Origin of the sequence: Pseudoalteromonas sp. PA2MD11, from assembly GCF_017808125.1 — a bacterium.
GTDB lineage: Bacteria > Pseudomonadota > Gammaproteobacteria > Enterobacterales > Alteromonadaceae > Pseudoalteromonas > Pseudoalteromonas simplex.
The window spans coordinates 25,974-42,743 of sequence record NZ_JADKNF010000024.1 but is presented as its reverse complement, the minus strand read 5'-3'; the positions used below and the strand labels follow the sequence as shown (position 1 = coordinate 42,743).

Here is a 16,770-nt window from a genome sequence, read left to right as displayed (position 1 = left end):
TTAAACACCCTTTCATTTAGATGATTACAAGATATTCTCACTTAATTAATTCACAGATAGTTTTTTCTCACCTATTAACCCAACTTCCACTTCTATTTGCAGCTGTTGTTGCTTCGGGTAGTAGCTTATTAATGCCAAGTGTCATTGGTGCTTACCTTCGTTTTTCGGATTTAACCCAGTCACAAATCAGTGTTATGGCTAGCCTTGAAATGGCGGGCGTATTGTTAGTAAGTGCGACCAGTTTTATATGGTTAAAATTTATAAATTTTCAGAGGGTAATTGTCATTTCAATCGCACTATTAATTGCTCTAAACAGTGCGACGGTCGTTTTTAATAATCAACCTTGGGCAACAGAAATAGGTTTAATTTTACGTTTTATTGCTGGTTTGGTGACAGGTGTCGTTTATTCAACCGCGGTGTATTTGCTTGCCCAAAAAGGAACTGCTACAGGCGCATATGCTTGCCTCGTTAGCTTGCAAATACTCTATGGGAGTATAGGTTTTTTACTGCTCCCAGTGCTTACCCAAACAATGGGCCTAAATAGCATTTATGCATTTTTTAATTTAGCCGCTTTATTTTCTCTCGTCTTATGTGCCCGGTGTGGTTTATTTACTAAGCCTGCAAGTTCATTACTTGCTCAAAATAATGAAAAGATGCAAGCAAGAAACAAAACTAATATCTCTGCGATTGTGCAGGGATTTCTGGCTATTGTTGCATACTACATCGTGCAAGGTAGCTTGTGGGTTTATATCGAACCCATTGGTTTAGCAAAAGGGTTGAGCGCAATTCAAGTTGGTTTGATACTCAGCATAGGTTTCTCACTAAGTATTTTAGGATCTCTATATTGCCAAAAATTCTATGCAAGGTACGGCATTGGCAGAGTTATTTGGGGAGTGTTGCTATTGCAATTGGGTTGCTTGTATTTATTATATTTGCCACTTTCAAACACATACAGCCTATTTGTTTTTGCATTAACGACAATAGTTTACCAGCTTTTGTGGAGTTTTGTTGTACCGTTTATGATGACTTTGATGAGTTCCAGTAATGCTGGTGGCGGTTACAGTGCTTTGAGTATTAGTGCTTTTAAGATAGGTTTGATCATTGGTCCACTTTTAGCTGTAAAAATCACCTCAAGCTTTAGTTATCAAACTTTAATTCTAGTGTCTGGCTTGGGACTTATAATCTCAGCATATTTTCAGTACAAAGCTTCAAAGAATATTAATTATGCAATTTATTCAAGATAAGTTTATTGCATTTTGTCATTGCGATTATGCGCAGTTACATATCGCTTTAAACGATAGTTACTAAAGTGTTTTTGTTAATTAAATGTTTCATTATGAATCCAGGAATGTAGTAAAGATGGATAAATTTCTACTTTAACTGGAATCAAAATGAATAATAAATTTAATACACTCGCAGTAAGTACGCTCTTGCTAACAGCTGGAAACGCATTAGCTTTGTGCCCTGATGGCGCAAGTTATGATGAAACCTTGGATTTTTGCCGAATTGATAATGACGTTTTTGGTCCTTTTACCAAAGCAATGGTAGATAAGTGCCAGCAGTTTGGAGGGGGAAATGCGTGTACTTCCACCTATCAATACCCAGTTCAAGGTAACACGATCGATGTACTTCGCTGGTCTCAGTCATTTGCAACAAATATTCGTGGTGATGGAGATTGCCCAATAGGCGCTGTTCGTTCAACAGCTTATGGAGGGCATTGTTTCGAAGAATTAATTGGTGAACCCAATAATATATATGGGAATTTCAGCCAACAAGAAGTTGCGGCCTGTAATGAACTGGATGGAGGTGTAGCCTGTTATACAAATAGGTGGAGTGCAAGCTTTTACTTAAGTGTTAAAGGGAAGTTGGCTGAAGATAATACCGAAGGTGTAGAAGTTAAAAATCGTCTTGGCGTTTGGCTTTGGTATATAGATGAAGTGGGTTTAAATAAAACGCACACCCAATTAGCTGATGAGCTTTCGGCGATGGGTGTAAAGCGTATTTTTATTAAAATTGCTGATGATACGCAAAGCTGTAGTTTATTTACTGACGCTTGTTCAACAAGTACAACGAATATTTATAAATCGCGCGGTATAGAACCATGGGCTTGGTCTTATAATTATCCAGGCAGCTATAATGCGCAAGCAGATGCATTATTTGAGGCTGCGCAATATGGCTATGTTGGTTATGTAAGTGACGTTGAAGTTGAGTTTAACAACAAAACAGCTGAGCTACATAGTATGTTCCAAGCGTTTACAGCAGCACGCAACGATGCGATTAATGCAGGTTATACTGATAGCAGCTTTAAATTGGGGGCAACTACTTGGAGTAACCCAATTGCACAGGGAATGAATGTAGGCATTATTGACCAGTACGTAGATTTTCATATGCCGCAAACTTATGTTGAAGTTTGGGGGGCTTCATATATGGCAGATCCTAAACGCTGGATTGAAGAAGGTAATGCAGAGTATCGTTCTTTAGGCGCCAATAAACCTATTTGGCATATAGTGTCAACTGAATATGATGATATTAGTGCGGATCAATTAAATAGTTTCATTAGTGCGGCAGGGCCAAATACCTCGGTTTGGCGAGTGCCCGGCGGCTCGGTCCCGCAGGCCGTGTGGAATGATTGGCAACAAATAGATTGGCTGCGTGCTGTTTACGATAGTAATGTTCAGGGCAATTCAGGTAATAACACCATGCTAGAGTGGATGGCAGATACCCCAAATGACGATGAGACGCCTCCTCCTGTTCAAGCCGCTGTCCCCTACTATAAACAACTTAATAACTATTATGACCCTTATGGTACATGTTCTGTTACTTCTTTAGCTATGGTGACAGATATGGCAGGCTTTACTGATCCAATGGTAAATGGTCGCACGCCTGACTATCTTTACGAAGAGCTTGGAGGCGTATTACAAACCGTCCCAGCGTTAGAGTGGGGCTACAACCAAATGGCCCAGCGTGCAGGCAGTAGTAAGCGGGCTAATAGTAAAACCAATGCGACGATAACCGAGCTGCGTAATGCATTGAATGCAGGTAAAGTGGCTATTGTTCATGGCTGGTTTACCAATCCTGGCCATATCATGGTTGTAACAGGATTTGATGGCACACATTACACGGTGAATGACCCGTTCGGACAGTGGAACCTACAAAAATGGGGAAGCTATAATAGCGGTGTATCAGGTAAAGGGATACGCTATCCAAAAGCTGAGTTCGAATATGCCATCAATGATAATGGTACGGGTGATGATTTATGGTTACATATCTATGACTAAATAAGGCTTCCCAAGCCACCTAGGTGGCTTGGGATAGTTTTTTTGAGATTATTTTGCAGCGTTTCAACGAGCTATTAAATCTGTATCCAATTGGCGAGGTTTTTGCGGATAGATCACAACCTCAGTGACAAGGCTTATTGTTTTGGTTGGCAAAATTTTCTTGCTAACCTTAGCGCTCCAGCAAACTGATGGCTAGGAATTGCCTCTACTTTGACAACCCCCTTATTTGAAGTCATGCGATGGATGTACTGAGTGTTATCGAGCGCAATCCCCACATGAGTTATTACGCCTTCAGCCCAATTGCCGTAAGTATTTTTTAAGAAAATTAAATCACCTTCTAAGACATCACTCAACCGAGTTATTCTCTTGCCAAACTCATCTGATGCCAGTGAATCTGCATGTATTACAGCTAATTTGTCATCAACACCTAATAAATGAATATCCCAAGGCTGAGTGGTTTGTAAAGTTTTAAAATGCTCACCACACGCGCTAATTAATACTTCGCGAGTCCAGTTCATACATTGCTCAGTTTTACCAACCTTATAACCCTTACCCTGCCAAGTTAAAGCGGTTTCTACAACGGTAGCATTTGCAAAAATGTGACTACTAAACACAACCAATGTCACAGTTAAAAAACGTTTTTTCATTTATACCTTCCAAAAAATGCCTTTGCGGTAGCAGCCGTACATCACACCATAAGACACCATTAAAAACAGCAGTGAAAAGCTAAATGAAGCGAGGTAATCATTGCTGATCACTAATTGTATTAAGCCATAAATACTGCCTTTTAAACTGCTATCGCCGAGCGGGATCATAATTAATAGCCGTGCAAACACGCCCGCAAACATAAAAAATAATATCGCATTCGCACCAAATACAATAAACGGAGCGCCCCAACTACGCAGCTTATAAATATCTAAAATAGCACTGCACAGTGCATAGAAAATCGCTGCAAGCCCTGAGCTGAGTAGCACATAGCTCGGCGTCCATAAGGCTTTATTGATAGGTGTTATTGGTGCAATCGCATAGCCGGCAATAACGGCTAATGTGCCCAGTAAGATAAGTGTACGGGCTTGTTTTTTAAGGTCGGGTTGCTTAGTTAAATAAACCGCAGCCAATATGCCGCTTAGTGCACTCGCAATGGCAGGCAGTGTTGAGAACAGTCCTTCAGGGTCAAATGGCAGTGGCTTAGCATTGGCATAATACAGGTGATGACTACCAAATACGGTATTGTCTATGAAGGCACTTAAGTTATTGCCATGTAACCATAACCCACTCACTACCTCGCCGTTTGGCAAGGTATAAGGGATATAAAGCATGGCAGCGCCGTAAAACAATAAAAGAGTGATGCAAGTTATGGCTATTTTCTTAGGTGATAAATAAAGATAACAACACAGAGCTACTAAATAGACCAAACCGATACGTTGCAGCACGCCTAACACGCGCAGCTGCAATAACTTGTCATCAACCCAGCTAAAAGAAGGGTCTCGAAAGTTGTAATAAAATAGAGCTAAAAACCAACCTAGAGCAATGAGTTTGATGGTTCGAATAAAACCCGCTTTTAGTATGTGTTGATCACTGATCCCTTTAGCACGCAAGCTATTTACTGATAGCGTGATAGACATGCCGACAATAAAAATAAAAAACGGAAAAATTAAATCGGTAGGTGTCCAACCATGCCAGTCAGCATGCTTTAAAGGCCAATACATCGCTCCCCAGCTGCCAGGGTTATTCACTAATATCATTGCGGTAATAGTCAAACCGCGCATTACATCTAACGCCATCAGGCGATGTGAAGGGAGTTTATTGATGATCGCAGAACTATGTTTAAACATGGAAAATTTCTATATTTTTTCTTTATTGTAATAAATTATTCCTTTTGAGCAAGTTTATTTGTCAATATAAATTTTGATTTTATTGCATCATCATTGAGCTAAATCAAATTATGACGAAAGTTTTATAGAGGCTGTAGTAATAAATTGCTAGTATAAATGTATTAGATGTACCCGATATGGACATTGGGCTTTGATATGAGAATTACAGTGCTTAATGGTCTTAAGGCAGGTTTAAATCTGCGCCGCTTAATTTTATTATTAGCGTTTTCGGCAACGCTAATCACCTCTCTAAACAGTTATTACTCGAGCTATCAAGTTCAAAAGCAACAACTAATAGATAAAACGCTTGAAAATCACAAAGCTTACGCAGCTAAACTGGTATCGGCCACCGATAATTTTTTATTGGCGGCGCAGCAGCAACTGGCTTATGTAGGTAAAATTCTTGAAAATGACTTTAATAATCAAGAGTTGATAAATGCTGAAGCAGAACGATTAAGGTTACAAACTAACAGTTTTAACTCGACCATTATTGTTAATAAACAAGGTGATATCTTAGGGGTATCACCGCAATCCTTAAAACTTAAAAATCGCAAAGTTGATAGTTTTGGGACTAAAGCTGCGCTTTCTTATCGAACCCCGATGATCAGCGAACCGTATATTTCGATGGCGGGAAATTTGCTGATTTTTATTTCTCAGCCTTTATTTGATAAGCAAGGTGAATTCATTGGCTATGTCGGCGGTACATTATATTTGAAGCGCACAAGCATTCTAAACCAGCTTTTACAAGTTCACTATTATCGCGATGGTTCATATTTATATGTTGTTGATGAGAATCATCGCTTGCTTTATCACCCTGATACAAAAAGGATAGGGGAGCAAGTTTTTGAAAACCCTGTGATCAAGGCTGTTTTGAAAGGACAAGCCGGAACTGAACTATTAAGTAATAGCAAAGGGGTTGAAATGTTGGCTGGCTTTGCTCCTTTAACCGTTGCTCCTTGGGGAGTCATTGCACAACGACCCCTTGAAGACACATTAGCACCGCTTGATAATTTAATGTGGCAAGTCTTCATAAAAACGGCGCCTGTGGGTGTCATCACTTTAATATTAATTTGGGTATTAGCTAGAAAAATAGCGAGCCCATTGAGGCAACTTGCTGAAACCGCAAATACGTTGGATAGGCCAACCACAACACGCGAGTTAATGCTAATTCGTTCATGGTATTTTGAAAGTAATGAGCTTAGAAAAGCAATGTTAAAGGGAGTTGGTTTATTACACAGTAAAATTGGTTTGTTACGTCAAGAAGCACAGACAGACTCACTAACAGGGTTACACAACCGTAGAAGCTTTGATGCGCAGTTAAGCCATTTTATTGCACAGCGCTGCCCGTTTGCAGTTTTGGCAATCGATATTGACCACTTTAAGCGGGTTAACGACGAGTTTGGGCATGATATTGGTGATGTGGTATTACAGTCGCTTGCTAAAATTTTGTTAGATGTAACTCGTGATAGCGACGTTGTTGCTCGTACTGGCGGAGAAGAATTTATTGTGATCATGCCAAGAGTTGAGGTCAAACGGGCGTATCAACTTGCAGAGCGCTTGCGGATGCGGATATCTGAAAGCTACATTGACCCTGTTGGCTGCATTAATGTATCTATTGGTATTTCTGGTTGGCCGATTGAGCAACTGAACATTGATGAAGTACTTAAGCTCGCTGACCAAGCCTTATATCAAGCTAAAAAAACAGGTCGTAACCGCTCGGTTGTTGATGCAACATATAGCCAAGACCTTACACCCGTTTCTGAGCCTTTAATCTTGGAATAAGTTATTTAATGTGCAATAGTGGATGCTATTAAGTTATTTATGGAAAATCAAAATGGCATTCACATTGTTGGCTCGTTTAACTAAATCCACTTCTCTTTTAGGTATTGCGCTTATGAGTGCAAGCGCTGCTTGTGCCAGCCCAAGCGATGATAAACGTAGCGAATTTGTGGATGTTGGTGCTTTGCTACCTAATGCTGTGTTAGATATTCGTTATTTTGGCCATCATAACTTTGTTGGCAAACCAGTTGATGGTTACAACGCGCCAAAATGTTTATTGCACAACAGTGCGGCCTCTGCGCTTAAAAAAGTGCAAGTAGCAGCGCAAACCCAAGGCCTGAGCTTGAAAATATATGATTGTTATCGCCCGCAGCGCGCTGTTGATCACTTTGTGCGTTGGGTAAACGATTTAGAAGATACCCGTACTAAAGCTGAGTTTTATCCAAACTTGGGCAAAGACAAACTGCTTGGTGATTACATCGCTGCTAAATCGGGTCACAGCCGTGGCTCAACGATTGATTTAACCTTAGTTGATGCAAAAGGCAAAGATCTCGATATGGGCTCACCATTTGATATGTTCGACACTCTTTCTAACACCGACGACCCACGCATTAGTGCAGAGCAAAAAGCCAATCGATACAAATTAAAAAGCCTGATGACTGAGGCCGGTTTCGCGCCTTATTCAATGGAATGGTGGCATTTTACTTACCAACCGCAAGCATACCCCGAAACCTATTTTGATTTTGTGGTGGAGTAGGTAAAACAGCTTTAAGCTTTCAGCTGTAAGTTTTAAGCCGAAAAGTGTTGTTTTTGAATGTTAAGTTAGCTTGATTAAATGGCGTTGAATGTTAGACACGCCATGCAAGTATGACGCCTACGGTTTGATGTAGGCGTGAAACTTGTTTCGCGCGTCTGACGGCAGATAGCTGAAGGCTGACAGCTTCTTTACTGCGCTCTACCCAACCTACATCACCTCTTTTATCGGTGAATAATCAACTTTAATTTCAACAACATCTACGTTGGCATTTTGTTTAAAAGCGTTTTGTACTTTTAATAAATCAGTGTCTTTTTCAGCAAGGTAGCGATAGCTTTTGTTGGTCATTTTTTTCAGCGTATATTGGCTGCTAAGCTCAACTGGTAAGGTATTTTCTTTTAGCGTTAGGTAAATTGCTCCAGTGGCGATGCCGCGCTCTTGCATTGCGTGATTAAAGACTTCTGTGCCTTTGGTTAAAGTTGGTGCATCAAAGGTAATTTTTTCACCATTATTACTAAAAGCATTCGTCGATTTTTGTTTGTTGATTTCGACTGCTTTTTTAACATCTTTAACTGAAATTTGTTCTTTTTGTGAACTGGTTGTTGGCTGTTGTACTGTATCTTGCTCGCTTATTTCATTTTTTTGACAGCCTGATACTAGTGCTAATGCTAGTGTAAGTGCTTGTATCTTAATTGTTTGCTTCATTTTAATCCTGTTTGTTAGTTACTTTTGTTTACAATTCGTTCTGTTTTTTAATTGCTATATTGGGTACATTGACGGCGGTTATGATTGTTAACCGAAAATACAAATATAACAATAGGAACGTAAGGAATGTCTCAATTTAAAGTAACAGCAGTTGCTACTATGGTAACGGCTATCTTGGCATCATCTCAAGTGCAGGCTAGTGAACAAACTCGCTTCTATAATGCTTCAAGCGTTAGCTCTCAAGTGCAATTCAACCCTCAAGTATCTCAGCAACGTGCATTAGCTGAGCGTAGAACTGTATCGGGTCACAAATCAATTTTCGATGAGCAATTAGGTAAAGCTACGTTCTTATGGAATGCAGTAGGTCAAGCTAAACCTGATATGGCGATGGTGCTTCCTGAGCTACGCAATGCCTATGCTGCAGATTTTTATTTAAATGCCTTAACGGGTGTTAGCACCGCTAAAAAAGGCGTCTCAAACGCAGTATTAACGGATTTATCTGAGCAAAAGCTTGGTTCAATCACAGCTAAATATAAGCAAAAAGTACATGACATTGAAGTATTCAACCGTGAATACAACCTGATCATGGACAAAGAATACAACCTAGTTGCAGGTTCTGGCTATTTTGCTAACACAAGTTCAAATGCAACGCAGTCGTTCGCACCGCTTGCTGAATTTGTAGGTGCAGAGCAAAGCATTAAACGTGCAATTAAAGAACTTGCTGATATCGACGTGTCACTAACTAAGTCAACAGAACAAGGTGACTATGTTAAATACACTGTGTCTAACCAAAACGGTGACAAAGTTGTATTAGGTCAGCCTCGTGCTAAGAAAGTATTCTTTGAAGTAGCGGGCGAGCTGCAATCTGCATACTATGTTGAAGTAGAAGTTGCTGATAAAAACAGCTTAGAAAGCGATTACTTCAGCTACGTTATTGGCGCGCAAAACAGCAAAGTTTATTTCAAGAAAGACTTAAAAGCACACGCGGCAGACTTTAACTACCGTGTATGGGCTGACGAAGATGGTTACCCGTGGGAAGGTCCACACGGTGACGTGATCCCAGCTGATGGCCCAGATCAAATTGATGAAACTGAAATCCTAGATGCACCACTTGTAAGCTTGTCTTACTACAAAAAACTAAGCACGATGGATCCGTGGCTTGCTGATGACGCTACAACAACATCAGGTAATAACGTATTTGCTTATGCTGATGTTATCGCACCACAAGGTTTTACAGAAGGTGACTTCACAGCTGAAACCACATCAGATTACACATTTGACTACCCTTACCAAGTTGATCAAGTAGCAAACAGCTACGACAACCGTAAAGCGGCGATCGTTAACTTGTTCTACATGAACAACTTCTTACACGATTTCTTCTATGACCATGGTTTTGACGAAACATCAAATGTTGCACAAGTATCAAACTACGGCCGTGGTGGTGTAGAAGGCGACCCTATCGAAGCACAAGCGCAAGATAATAGCGGTTTAAATAACGCTAATATGGCAACACCTGCTGACGGTGCAAGCCCACGCATGCAAATGTACTTATACAACTCGAAAGATGCGAAAGTGGGTGTAGATTTCGGTGTGGTTGTTACATCTGACGAATCAATTGGTCTACTTGAGTCTTCTAAAGTATCTGGCTTTGGTCAAATGCAATTTGCTGATATCGCAGGCGAAGTTGTTCGTTTAGTTGACGGCAATGATGTAGATTCTGGTAGCGTAACAGATGGCTGTGAACCTGCAACAAATGCAGCAGAACTAGCTGGCAAAATTGCGCTAGTTGATCGTGGCTCTTGTAACTTCACAGCAAAAGTACTACACGCTCAAGAAGCGGGTGCAATTGGTGCTATCGTTGTAAACAACAACCCAGATACAGATGAGCCAGCGCCAATGGGCGGTGAAGACGATGCAGTGATCATTCCTAACATGGGTCTGAACTATGCTGACGGTCACGCACTTTACGATGGTATCGCTGCAGGCGACACTGTTACTGTGAACATGTTCAACAAAGCAACGTTAAAAGACGGTACGCTAGATAACGGTATTATTGCTCACGAATGGGGTCACTATATCAGTAACCGTTTAGTGGGTAACTCATCAGGTCTTATCAACTTCCAAGGCCGTGCGATGGGCGAAGGTTGGGGTGATTTCCACTCGCTTATGTTCATTGCTAAAGCTGATGACATTAACATTCCAGGTAACGACAAGTTCCAAAAAGCGTACGGTAGCGGTACTTTCGTAGAAGATTTCTACTACGGTATCCGTCGTGTTCCATATTCAACTAATATGGAAGTAAACCCGCTGTCTTTCCGCCACATTACTGAAAATGAAGGTGCTGATGTAGGCATTGCACCAACAAGTGTTGCTTCACCACACGCAGCAGGTGAAATTTGGGCAACTATGCTTTGGGAAAGCTATGTAGCACTTATCAACGAGCACGGCTTTGAAGACGCGCAAAACCGCATGGCTAACTACTTAGTTGCTGGTTACAAGCTAACCCCTGTTGCTCCGCTATACACAGAAGCACGTGATGCTATCTTAGCAGCAGCGTACGCAGTTGATCCTGAAGATTACAAACTAATCTTAGGTGCATTTGCTAAGCGTGGTATGGGCTTAGGTGCTGTAGCACCAGAGCGTTTCAGCGAAGATTTAACCGGTGTTGTTGAATCAGACAAAATGAAACTTGCTAGCTTCACATTGAAAGATGTGGCAATGAATGCAAACTACAACGGTGCGGAATTAGGTTATTGTTCAAACGATAACGTGCTAGATAAAGGCGAAACAGGTACATTAACTGTTAGCATCATGAACACAGGTAGTGAAGTACTAACGGGTACACAAGCACAGTTAACAGTTGTTAGCGGTCACGATGTAACATTCGAAAATGATGGTTTAATCACATTCGACGATACAAACCCGTATGCTTCGCAAACAAGCGCGCCTATCATGTTTACATTAAATGATGCAGGCACTGCTGATACACTTGAAATCGAAGTGTCATTCCCTGAACTGTCTGCTGATGACGAAATTGTTGAAGCAGCAAGCGATACAGTATCTTACCTTGTGAACATGGACTTTGAAGATAAAGCACCAATGAGCTCACAAACAGCTGACGATATGGAAGTAGCAGGTGCATCATTACGTGATTGGAAAGAAAACGTAATGACAGGTGATGACTTAGCTGTTGGCACACAACGTATGGCAACGGGCGGTAATATCAACTTCTTTAACAGCTTTGGCTTTGGTCTTGGCGAGCAAACCATGTACCTAAACAACAATGACTTCCAGTCTGATGTTGCGGTTGAGTCAAGAGAGTTTGATATCGGTTTTGCGGGTGACTTTGAAGTTTCATTCTGGCACTTCTACCGAATCGAAAACGAGTGGGATGGTGGTGTTGTAGAAATTAGCGTAAACGACGGTAACTGGGTTGATGTTACTGAAATAGGCGGTACATTTGATGTAGGTTACGATGGCCCGTTAGAAGATAACGATGCGCAAGCACTACAAGATCGCGATACCTTCACAGGTAACAATATTAACGATGGTGTTTATGGTAACTACGAAACAATTCGTTTCGGCACTGAATTAAACGGTAACCGTGCTAAATTACGTTTCCGTATGTCATCAGATAGCTCTGTACGTGATTTAGGTTGGTGGATTGATAACGTAACTGTTAGCAATGTAACATCACCAATCTTCTCAAATGTAATTGCAGGTGATGCATTAGCATGTGATAACGCACTACCGTTATTATCTGTAACTGGTGATACGTCTGTTTCTGAGTCTGCTTCAGGCACATTAACAGCAACAGCAACAGACCGTAACAGTGATGACACGCTAAGCTACACGTGGACGCAACTAAGCGGTACTACAGCAACGCTTACAGGTGCTGACACAGCAACTCTAGGCTTCACGCCTGGTGCTATTTCAAGCGATGACGAGTTAGTATTTGAAGTAACAGTGAGCGATGGTACAGACTCTGTATCTGAGCAGTTCACAGTTGCTGTAACTAACGAAGCTGAGCCAGTAGAAGAGAAGAAAGTAACTAAATCTAGCAATGGTAGCTTTGGTTTCTTAACACTACTACTTGCACCACTAGCGCTTATCGGCCGTCGCCGTAAACGTAAATAAGACTTTTAAATAGTGATAACAAAGCCCTTACAGTTCCCTGTAAGGGCTTTTTTGTTTTTAAGTTAGCGAGGGGAAAGTTAGCGAGGGGAAAGGTACGAGGGAAAAGGTACGAGGGAAAAGGTACGAGGTAGCAGCAATTTTACATCGCGTCCTAGGCCCTAGCACCTGATGTTTACATTCGTAGGCGTGAAGCTTGTTTCGCGCGTCTGACGGCTGATAGCTGAAGGCTGACAGCTCCTTTTACTATCGTTGTGGGGTCATCAACACTCGATAACCCCACGATTCAGCTTACCGTTTAAGGCTTTTAGCTATTGAACGGTTGCTTTTAGGCCGCGGCGTTTTAATAATGCTGATGTGTCTGGCTCTTGACCGCGGAATGCTTTGTACGATTCCATTAGGTCACGTGAGTTACCGACTTCTAAAATTTCTTTACGGTATTTATCACCGATTTCACGTTTTAGACCGCCTTGCTCTTGAACAAAGGCAAAGGCGTCTGCCGCTAAGATTTCACTCCACATATAAGCATAATAACCCGCTGAGTAACCGCCGCCCATTGAATGTGAGAAGAAGGCTGACTTATAACGAGGTGGTACAAATGCTACATCAACTCCATGTTTTGCAAGCGCTTGTTGCTCAAACTTTTCAATGTCTTGTAAAGGAGCATCAGCAGAGAGTGAATGCCATTCCATATCAAGTAATGCAGCAGCAACGTATTCTAGGGTATCAAAACCTTGGTTGAAGCTACGTGATTGAATTACTTTTTTCAGTAGCTCATCAGGAATTGGCTCGCCAGTTTTATGGTGTTTCGCATAGTTAGCGATAACTTCAGGATACATTGCCCAATCTTCTTCAAATGTTGATGGGAATTCAACGAAGTCACGTGATACTGAGGTGCCAGATAGAGTAGGGTACTTCACGTTTGAGAACATGCCGTGTAAGCCATGGCCTAGCTCGTGGAAGATCGTTGTTGCTTCATCATAACTGATAAGCGTAGGTTCGCCATTCGCGCCTTTTTGAATGTTCATTACGTTTACGACAACTGGCTTTTGTTCCTTAAGGCCAGATTGTTTAACGAAAGAAGTCATCCATGCACCACCACGTTTACCTTCACGCGCGAAGTAGTCAGCAAAGAAAATGGCTAAGCTTTTACCATTTTCATCAAATAACTCATAGGCTTTTACATCCGGGTGATAAACCGGAATATCGTTACGTGGTTTAAAGGTGATACCGTATAAACGGTTCATGGTGAAGAATACGCCGTCTTCTAGAACACGGTTGAACTCGAAATATTCTTTCACTGCATTTTCGTCAAGGTTGTATTTATCTTTACGCACTTGCTCTGCGTAGAATAACCAATCCCATGGCTGTAATTTGAACTGCTCACCTGACTCATCAATCTTAGCTTGAATTGCAGCTGCTTCTGCGTTGACGTTCTGCATTAATGCAGGGATCATGCTCGCAAACATATCAAATACAGCGTGTGGTTTTTTCGCCATTTGCGACTCTAAACCAAAATCAGCCCAGCTGTCGTAACCTAATAGTTTTGCTTTTTGAGCACGTAACTGAGCAAGTTCTGCCACGATATCACGGTTACTATTTTCGCCCGATAATGCACGCTCAGCTGATGCACGCCATACTTTTTCACGTAAATCTCGGTTTTTCAGTGTTGCCAGAATAGGCTGACGCGTGGTGTTTGTGATCTTAATTAGGTATTTACCAGGGTGGCCAGCTTCAGCTGCGGCATTGGCAAGCTGCTCAATTTGACCTGCTGGTAAGCCTTCAAGCTCTGCTTTGTCATCCACTAAAACAACATTTGTTTTAGTCAGTGCTAATAAGTTTTGTGAGAACTGAGTTGTTAAGCTCGAGTGCTTCGTATTGATATCACGAATTTGTTGTTTTTGTTCTGCACTTAATTTTGCGCCAGCACGCACAAAACGTTTGTAGTAAACGTCTAATAAACGCTTTTCTTCAGCAGTTAAGGCAAGGCTGTCAGTTTCGCTGTGAATAGCCGCTACTTTCTCAAAGAGTGCTTTATTTAAGAAAATATTGTCGCTATGAGCCGCTAGTTTTGGCGCTAATTCTTTTTGTAATTCACGACGTGCCGGGTTTGAATCCGTACCCGCTAAGTTATAAAAAATACTGCGTGTGCGTGTTAATAGCTCACCACTTTTCTCAAGCGCAACAATCGTATTGGCAAAATCAGGCTTCGCTGGGTTGTTGATAATAGCTTGTACTTCAGCCATTTGCTCAGTCATGCCTTTATTAAATGCCGGCATGAAATGTTCATCTTTAATCGTACTGAAATCAGGCGTTTCGTATTGTAATACACTTTTCACAAACAGTGGGTTAGCTTGCTGTTCGGCAGCAACAGGTGCTGATTGCTCTGATTTAGGCGTTGATGTTGTTGTTTGTGGTTCTGAACAGGCTGTGAGTAACAGCGCAGAACCGATCGCGGTTGCGATTAGGTGTTTCATAGTTTTTCTCTTGTCATTTTTAAAATTAAAGTGTGTCGATATAACCTTGCACATACGTTTTATAAGCTCTTGATTTGCATAGCGGTTAAAACGAATTACAAAAAGTGCTACAAAAAAGCACTTATGTGAGGCAGGTATCACCATGTGATCAATGAGCCCAGCATACTGTGTCTTACTACAATTGACCTCATACGTTGCGATAAGGTGATCACTGGCTGCGATAAGTCGTTAAAATTCTCTAAGATCGGAAAGCCACTTATTACTTTGCAGCTTAAATAGCCTGATCCAACTAATCTTTTTGACTCATAACAGTGTCCAAATTAAAACTTTATGGTATGTTATATTGTAACAGTTTAATCTGCAATCAATCTTGCCATGGAGTGCATTTTTTTACGATAAGTTGCAAATGTTGCTGAATAAGCAAGGAGTCATATGGCTATCATAATCAAACACGCCTGCGTTGTTAATGAAGGACAGCGCGAAATAAACGATGTACGAATTGCTGGTAATCGAATCGCTGAAATTGCCAAAGATATCAGTGCCAAGGCCAATGATGAGGTAATTGATGCAAGCGGTCTGTTGCTATTACCAGGCATGATCGACGATCAAGTTCATTTTAGAGAGCCAGGCCTTACCCACAAAGGTACGATCGCCAGTGAATCTGCCGCGGCAGTGGCAGGTGGCATTACAAGCTTTATGGAAATGCCTAATGTCTCACCTTCGACTACCACGACAAAAGCACTTGCTGATAAATACGCGATAGCAGCGCAAACGAGCGCTGCGAATTATGCGTTTTACTTTGGCGCGACCCCAGACAACCTCGATGAAATTAAAGCTCTTGATGCTAAAAATGTATGCGGCGTTAAAGTGTTTATGGGAGCATCAACAGGTGATTTACTGGTTGAACACCCACATGCTCTAGAGGCCATTTTTCGGGAAAGCCCAGTACTCATTGCAACCCATTGCGAGCAAGGGGAGGTTATTCAACAAAACCAGCGCCGAATAGAAAAACGCTATGGTGAGTTACGAATAGAACATCACCCGTTAATTCGTGATGAGTTAGCGTGTTATGCATCATCATCGTACGCCGTATCGCTGGCAAAACGCTATGGCTCGCAGCTGCATGTTTTACACCTTACAACAGCAAAAGAGCTAGAGCTATTTAGTAACGCACCTATAGAGCAAAAACACATAACCGCCGAAGCTTGTGTGCATCATTTGTGGTTTAACCAAGATGATTACACACACTATGGCAATCAAATTAAATGTAACCCTGCCATAAAATCAGAGCAAGATCGCCAAGCGCTACTCGCAGCAGTACGCGATGGTCGCATTGATATTATTGCCACCGATCATGCCCCTCATACTTGGCAAGAAAAGCAGCAACAATACAGCGCTGCACCAGCAGGACTCCCGCTCGTCGAACATGCATTACTATCGTTACTTGAGCAGGTAAAACGTGGTGCGTTGAGCCTAGAGCAAGTCGTTGAAAAAACAGCGCATAACGTGGCAAAGCGATTTGCTATCGAAGATCGAGGGTTTATCAGAGAAGGTTACTTTGCAGATTTAGTCCTGGTTGACCCAAGCGCAGAAAAGCACGTTGAGCACACAAACACACATTACTTATGCCAATGGACCCCTTTCAATGGCACTACTTTTTCACACCGAATAACACATACCTTTGTAAATGGTGAGTGTGTCTTTGATGGACAGCACGTATACCCGCACAAGCAGGCCGCTATGGCCTTAACATTCAATCGTTAAAAGAA

10 protein-coding genes are annotated in these 16,770 nt (G+C 41.6%); 6 read left to right on the top strand and 4 right to left on the bottom strand.

Translation table 11 applies throughout. The features are described from left to right. Positions 1–20: 20 nt before the first annotated feature. Together ISP07_RS19375 and ISP07_RS19370 are read left to right on the top strand one after the other, a co-directional pair. Positions 21–1,244 (top strand): MFS transporter, encoded by a 1,224-nt coding sequence (locus tag ISP07_RS19375; RefSeq protein WP_324616139.1) that lies wholly within the window; start codon positions 21–23, stop codon positions 1,242–1,244. 147 nt (positions 1,245–1,391) lie between these two features. Next, entirely contained in the window at positions 1,392–3,278 is a 1,887-nt protein-coding gene (locus tag ISP07_RS19370; protein ID WP_209328609.1) for a C39 family peptidase, read from the top strand. 134 nt (positions 3,279–3,412) lie between these two features. On the opposite strand, the gene ISP07_RS19365 is transcribed toward ISP07_RS19370, so the two are convergent. Beyond that, positions 3,413–3,925: an NlpC/P60 family protein gene (locus ISP07_RS19365; RefSeq protein WP_209328608.1), complete on the bottom strand. Its 513-nt coding sequence runs from the start codon at positions 3,923–3,925 to the stop codon at positions 3,413–3,415. Then, complete coding sequence (locus tag ISP07_RS19360; protein WP_209328607.1) at positions 3,926–5,113, bottom strand: acyltransferase family protein; 1,188 nt, start codon at positions 5,111–5,113, stop codon at positions 3,926–3,928. It abuts the gene before it with no gap. 195 nt (positions 5,114–5,308) lie between these two features. Here ISP07_RS19360 and ISP07_RS19355 point away from each other — a divergent pair, with 195 nt between their 5' ends. Together ISP07_RS19355 and ISP07_RS19350 are read left to right on the top strand one after the other, a co-directional pair. Beyond that, the gene (locus tag ISP07_RS19355) at positions 5,309–6,934 is read left to right on the top strand and encodes a sensor domain-containing diguanylate cyclase (RefSeq protein ID WP_209328606.1); all 1,626 of its coding nucleotides are present in this window, start codon (positions 5,309–5,311) and stop codon (positions 6,932–6,934) included. A gap of 52 nt (positions 6,935–6,986) precedes the next feature. Next, entirely contained in the window at positions 6,987–7,688 is a 702-nt protein-coding gene (locus ISP07_RS19350; RefSeq protein WP_209328605.1) for a M15 family metallopeptidase, read from the top strand. A gap of 207 nt (positions 7,689–7,895) precedes the next feature. Here the strand turns inward: ISP07_RS19350 and ISP07_RS19345 are convergent, their stop codons facing one another. Beyond that, a complete protein-coding gene (locus tag ISP07_RS19345) occupies positions 7,896–8,390 on the bottom strand; it encodes a hypothetical protein (RefSeq protein WP_209328604.1) in 495 nt (164 codons plus the stop codon). Between the two features lie 126 nt (positions 8,391–8,516). Between ISP07_RS19345 and ISP07_RS19340 the strand changes: the two genes are divergently transcribed. After that, complete coding sequence (locus ISP07_RS19340; protein WP_209328603.1) at positions 8,517–12,527, top strand: rhombosortase-dependent M36 family metallopeptidase; 4,011 nt, start codon at positions 8,517–8,519, stop codon at positions 12,525–12,527. 308 nt (positions 12,528–12,835) lie between these two features. On the opposite strand, the gene ISP07_RS19335 is transcribed toward ISP07_RS19340, so the two are convergent. After that, positions 12,836–15,001, bottom strand: coding sequence for a M3 family metallopeptidase (locus ISP07_RS19335; protein WP_209328602.1), 2,166 nt, complete (start codon positions 14,999–15,001; stop codon positions 12,836–12,838). Between the two features lie 432 nt (positions 15,002–15,433). Here ISP07_RS19335 and ISP07_RS19330 point away from each other — a divergent pair, with 432 nt between their 5' ends. Further along, positions 15,434–16,765, top strand: a complete 1,332-nt coding sequence (locus ISP07_RS19330) for a dihydroorotase (protein WP_209328601.1) — start codon at positions 15,434–15,436, stop codon at positions 16,763–16,765. Positions 16,766–16,770 lie beyond the last annotated feature (5 nt).

What these genes read in the sequence shown, in the direction of transcription:
- ISP07_RS19375 (WP_324616139.1), top strand. Translation starts at nt 21, where the DNA reads ATGATTACAAGATATTCTCACTTAATTAATTCACAGATAGTTTTTTCT.
- ISP07_RS19370 (WP_209328609.1), top strand. Translation starts at nt 1,392, where the DNA reads ATGAATAATAAATTTAATACACTCGCAGTAAGTACGCTCTTGCTAACA.
- ISP07_RS19365 (WP_209328608.1), bottom strand. Translation starts at nt 3,925, where the DNA reads ATGAAAAAACGTTTTTTAACTGTGACATTGGTTGTGTTTAGTAGTCAC.
- ISP07_RS19360 (WP_209328607.1), bottom strand. Translation starts at nt 5,113, where the DNA reads ATGTTTAAACATAGTTCTGCGATCATCAATAAACTCCCTTCACATCGC.
- ISP07_RS19355 (WP_209328606.1), top strand. Translation starts at nt 5,309, where the DNA reads ATGAGAATTACAGTGCTTAATGGTCTTAAGGCAGGTTTAAATCTGCGC.
- ISP07_RS19350 (WP_209328605.1), top strand. Translation starts at nt 6,987, where the DNA reads ATGGCATTCACATTGTTGGCTCGTTTAACTAAATCCACTTCTCTTTTA.
- ISP07_RS19345 (WP_209328604.1), bottom strand. Translation starts at nt 8,390, where the DNA reads ATGAAGCAAACAATTAAGATACAAGCACTTACACTAGCATTAGCACTA.
- ISP07_RS19340 (WP_209328603.1), top strand. Translation starts at nt 8,517, where the DNA reads ATGTCTCAATTTAAAGTAACAGCAGTTGCTACTATGGTAACGGCTATC.
- ISP07_RS19335 (WP_209328602.1), bottom strand. Translation starts at nt 15,001, where the DNA reads ATGAAACACCTAATCGCAACCGCGATCGGTTCTGCGCTGTTACTCACA.
- ISP07_RS19330 (WP_209328601.1), top strand. Translation starts at nt 15,434, where the DNA reads ATGGCTATCATAATCAAACACGCCTGCGTTGTTAATGAAGGACAGCGC.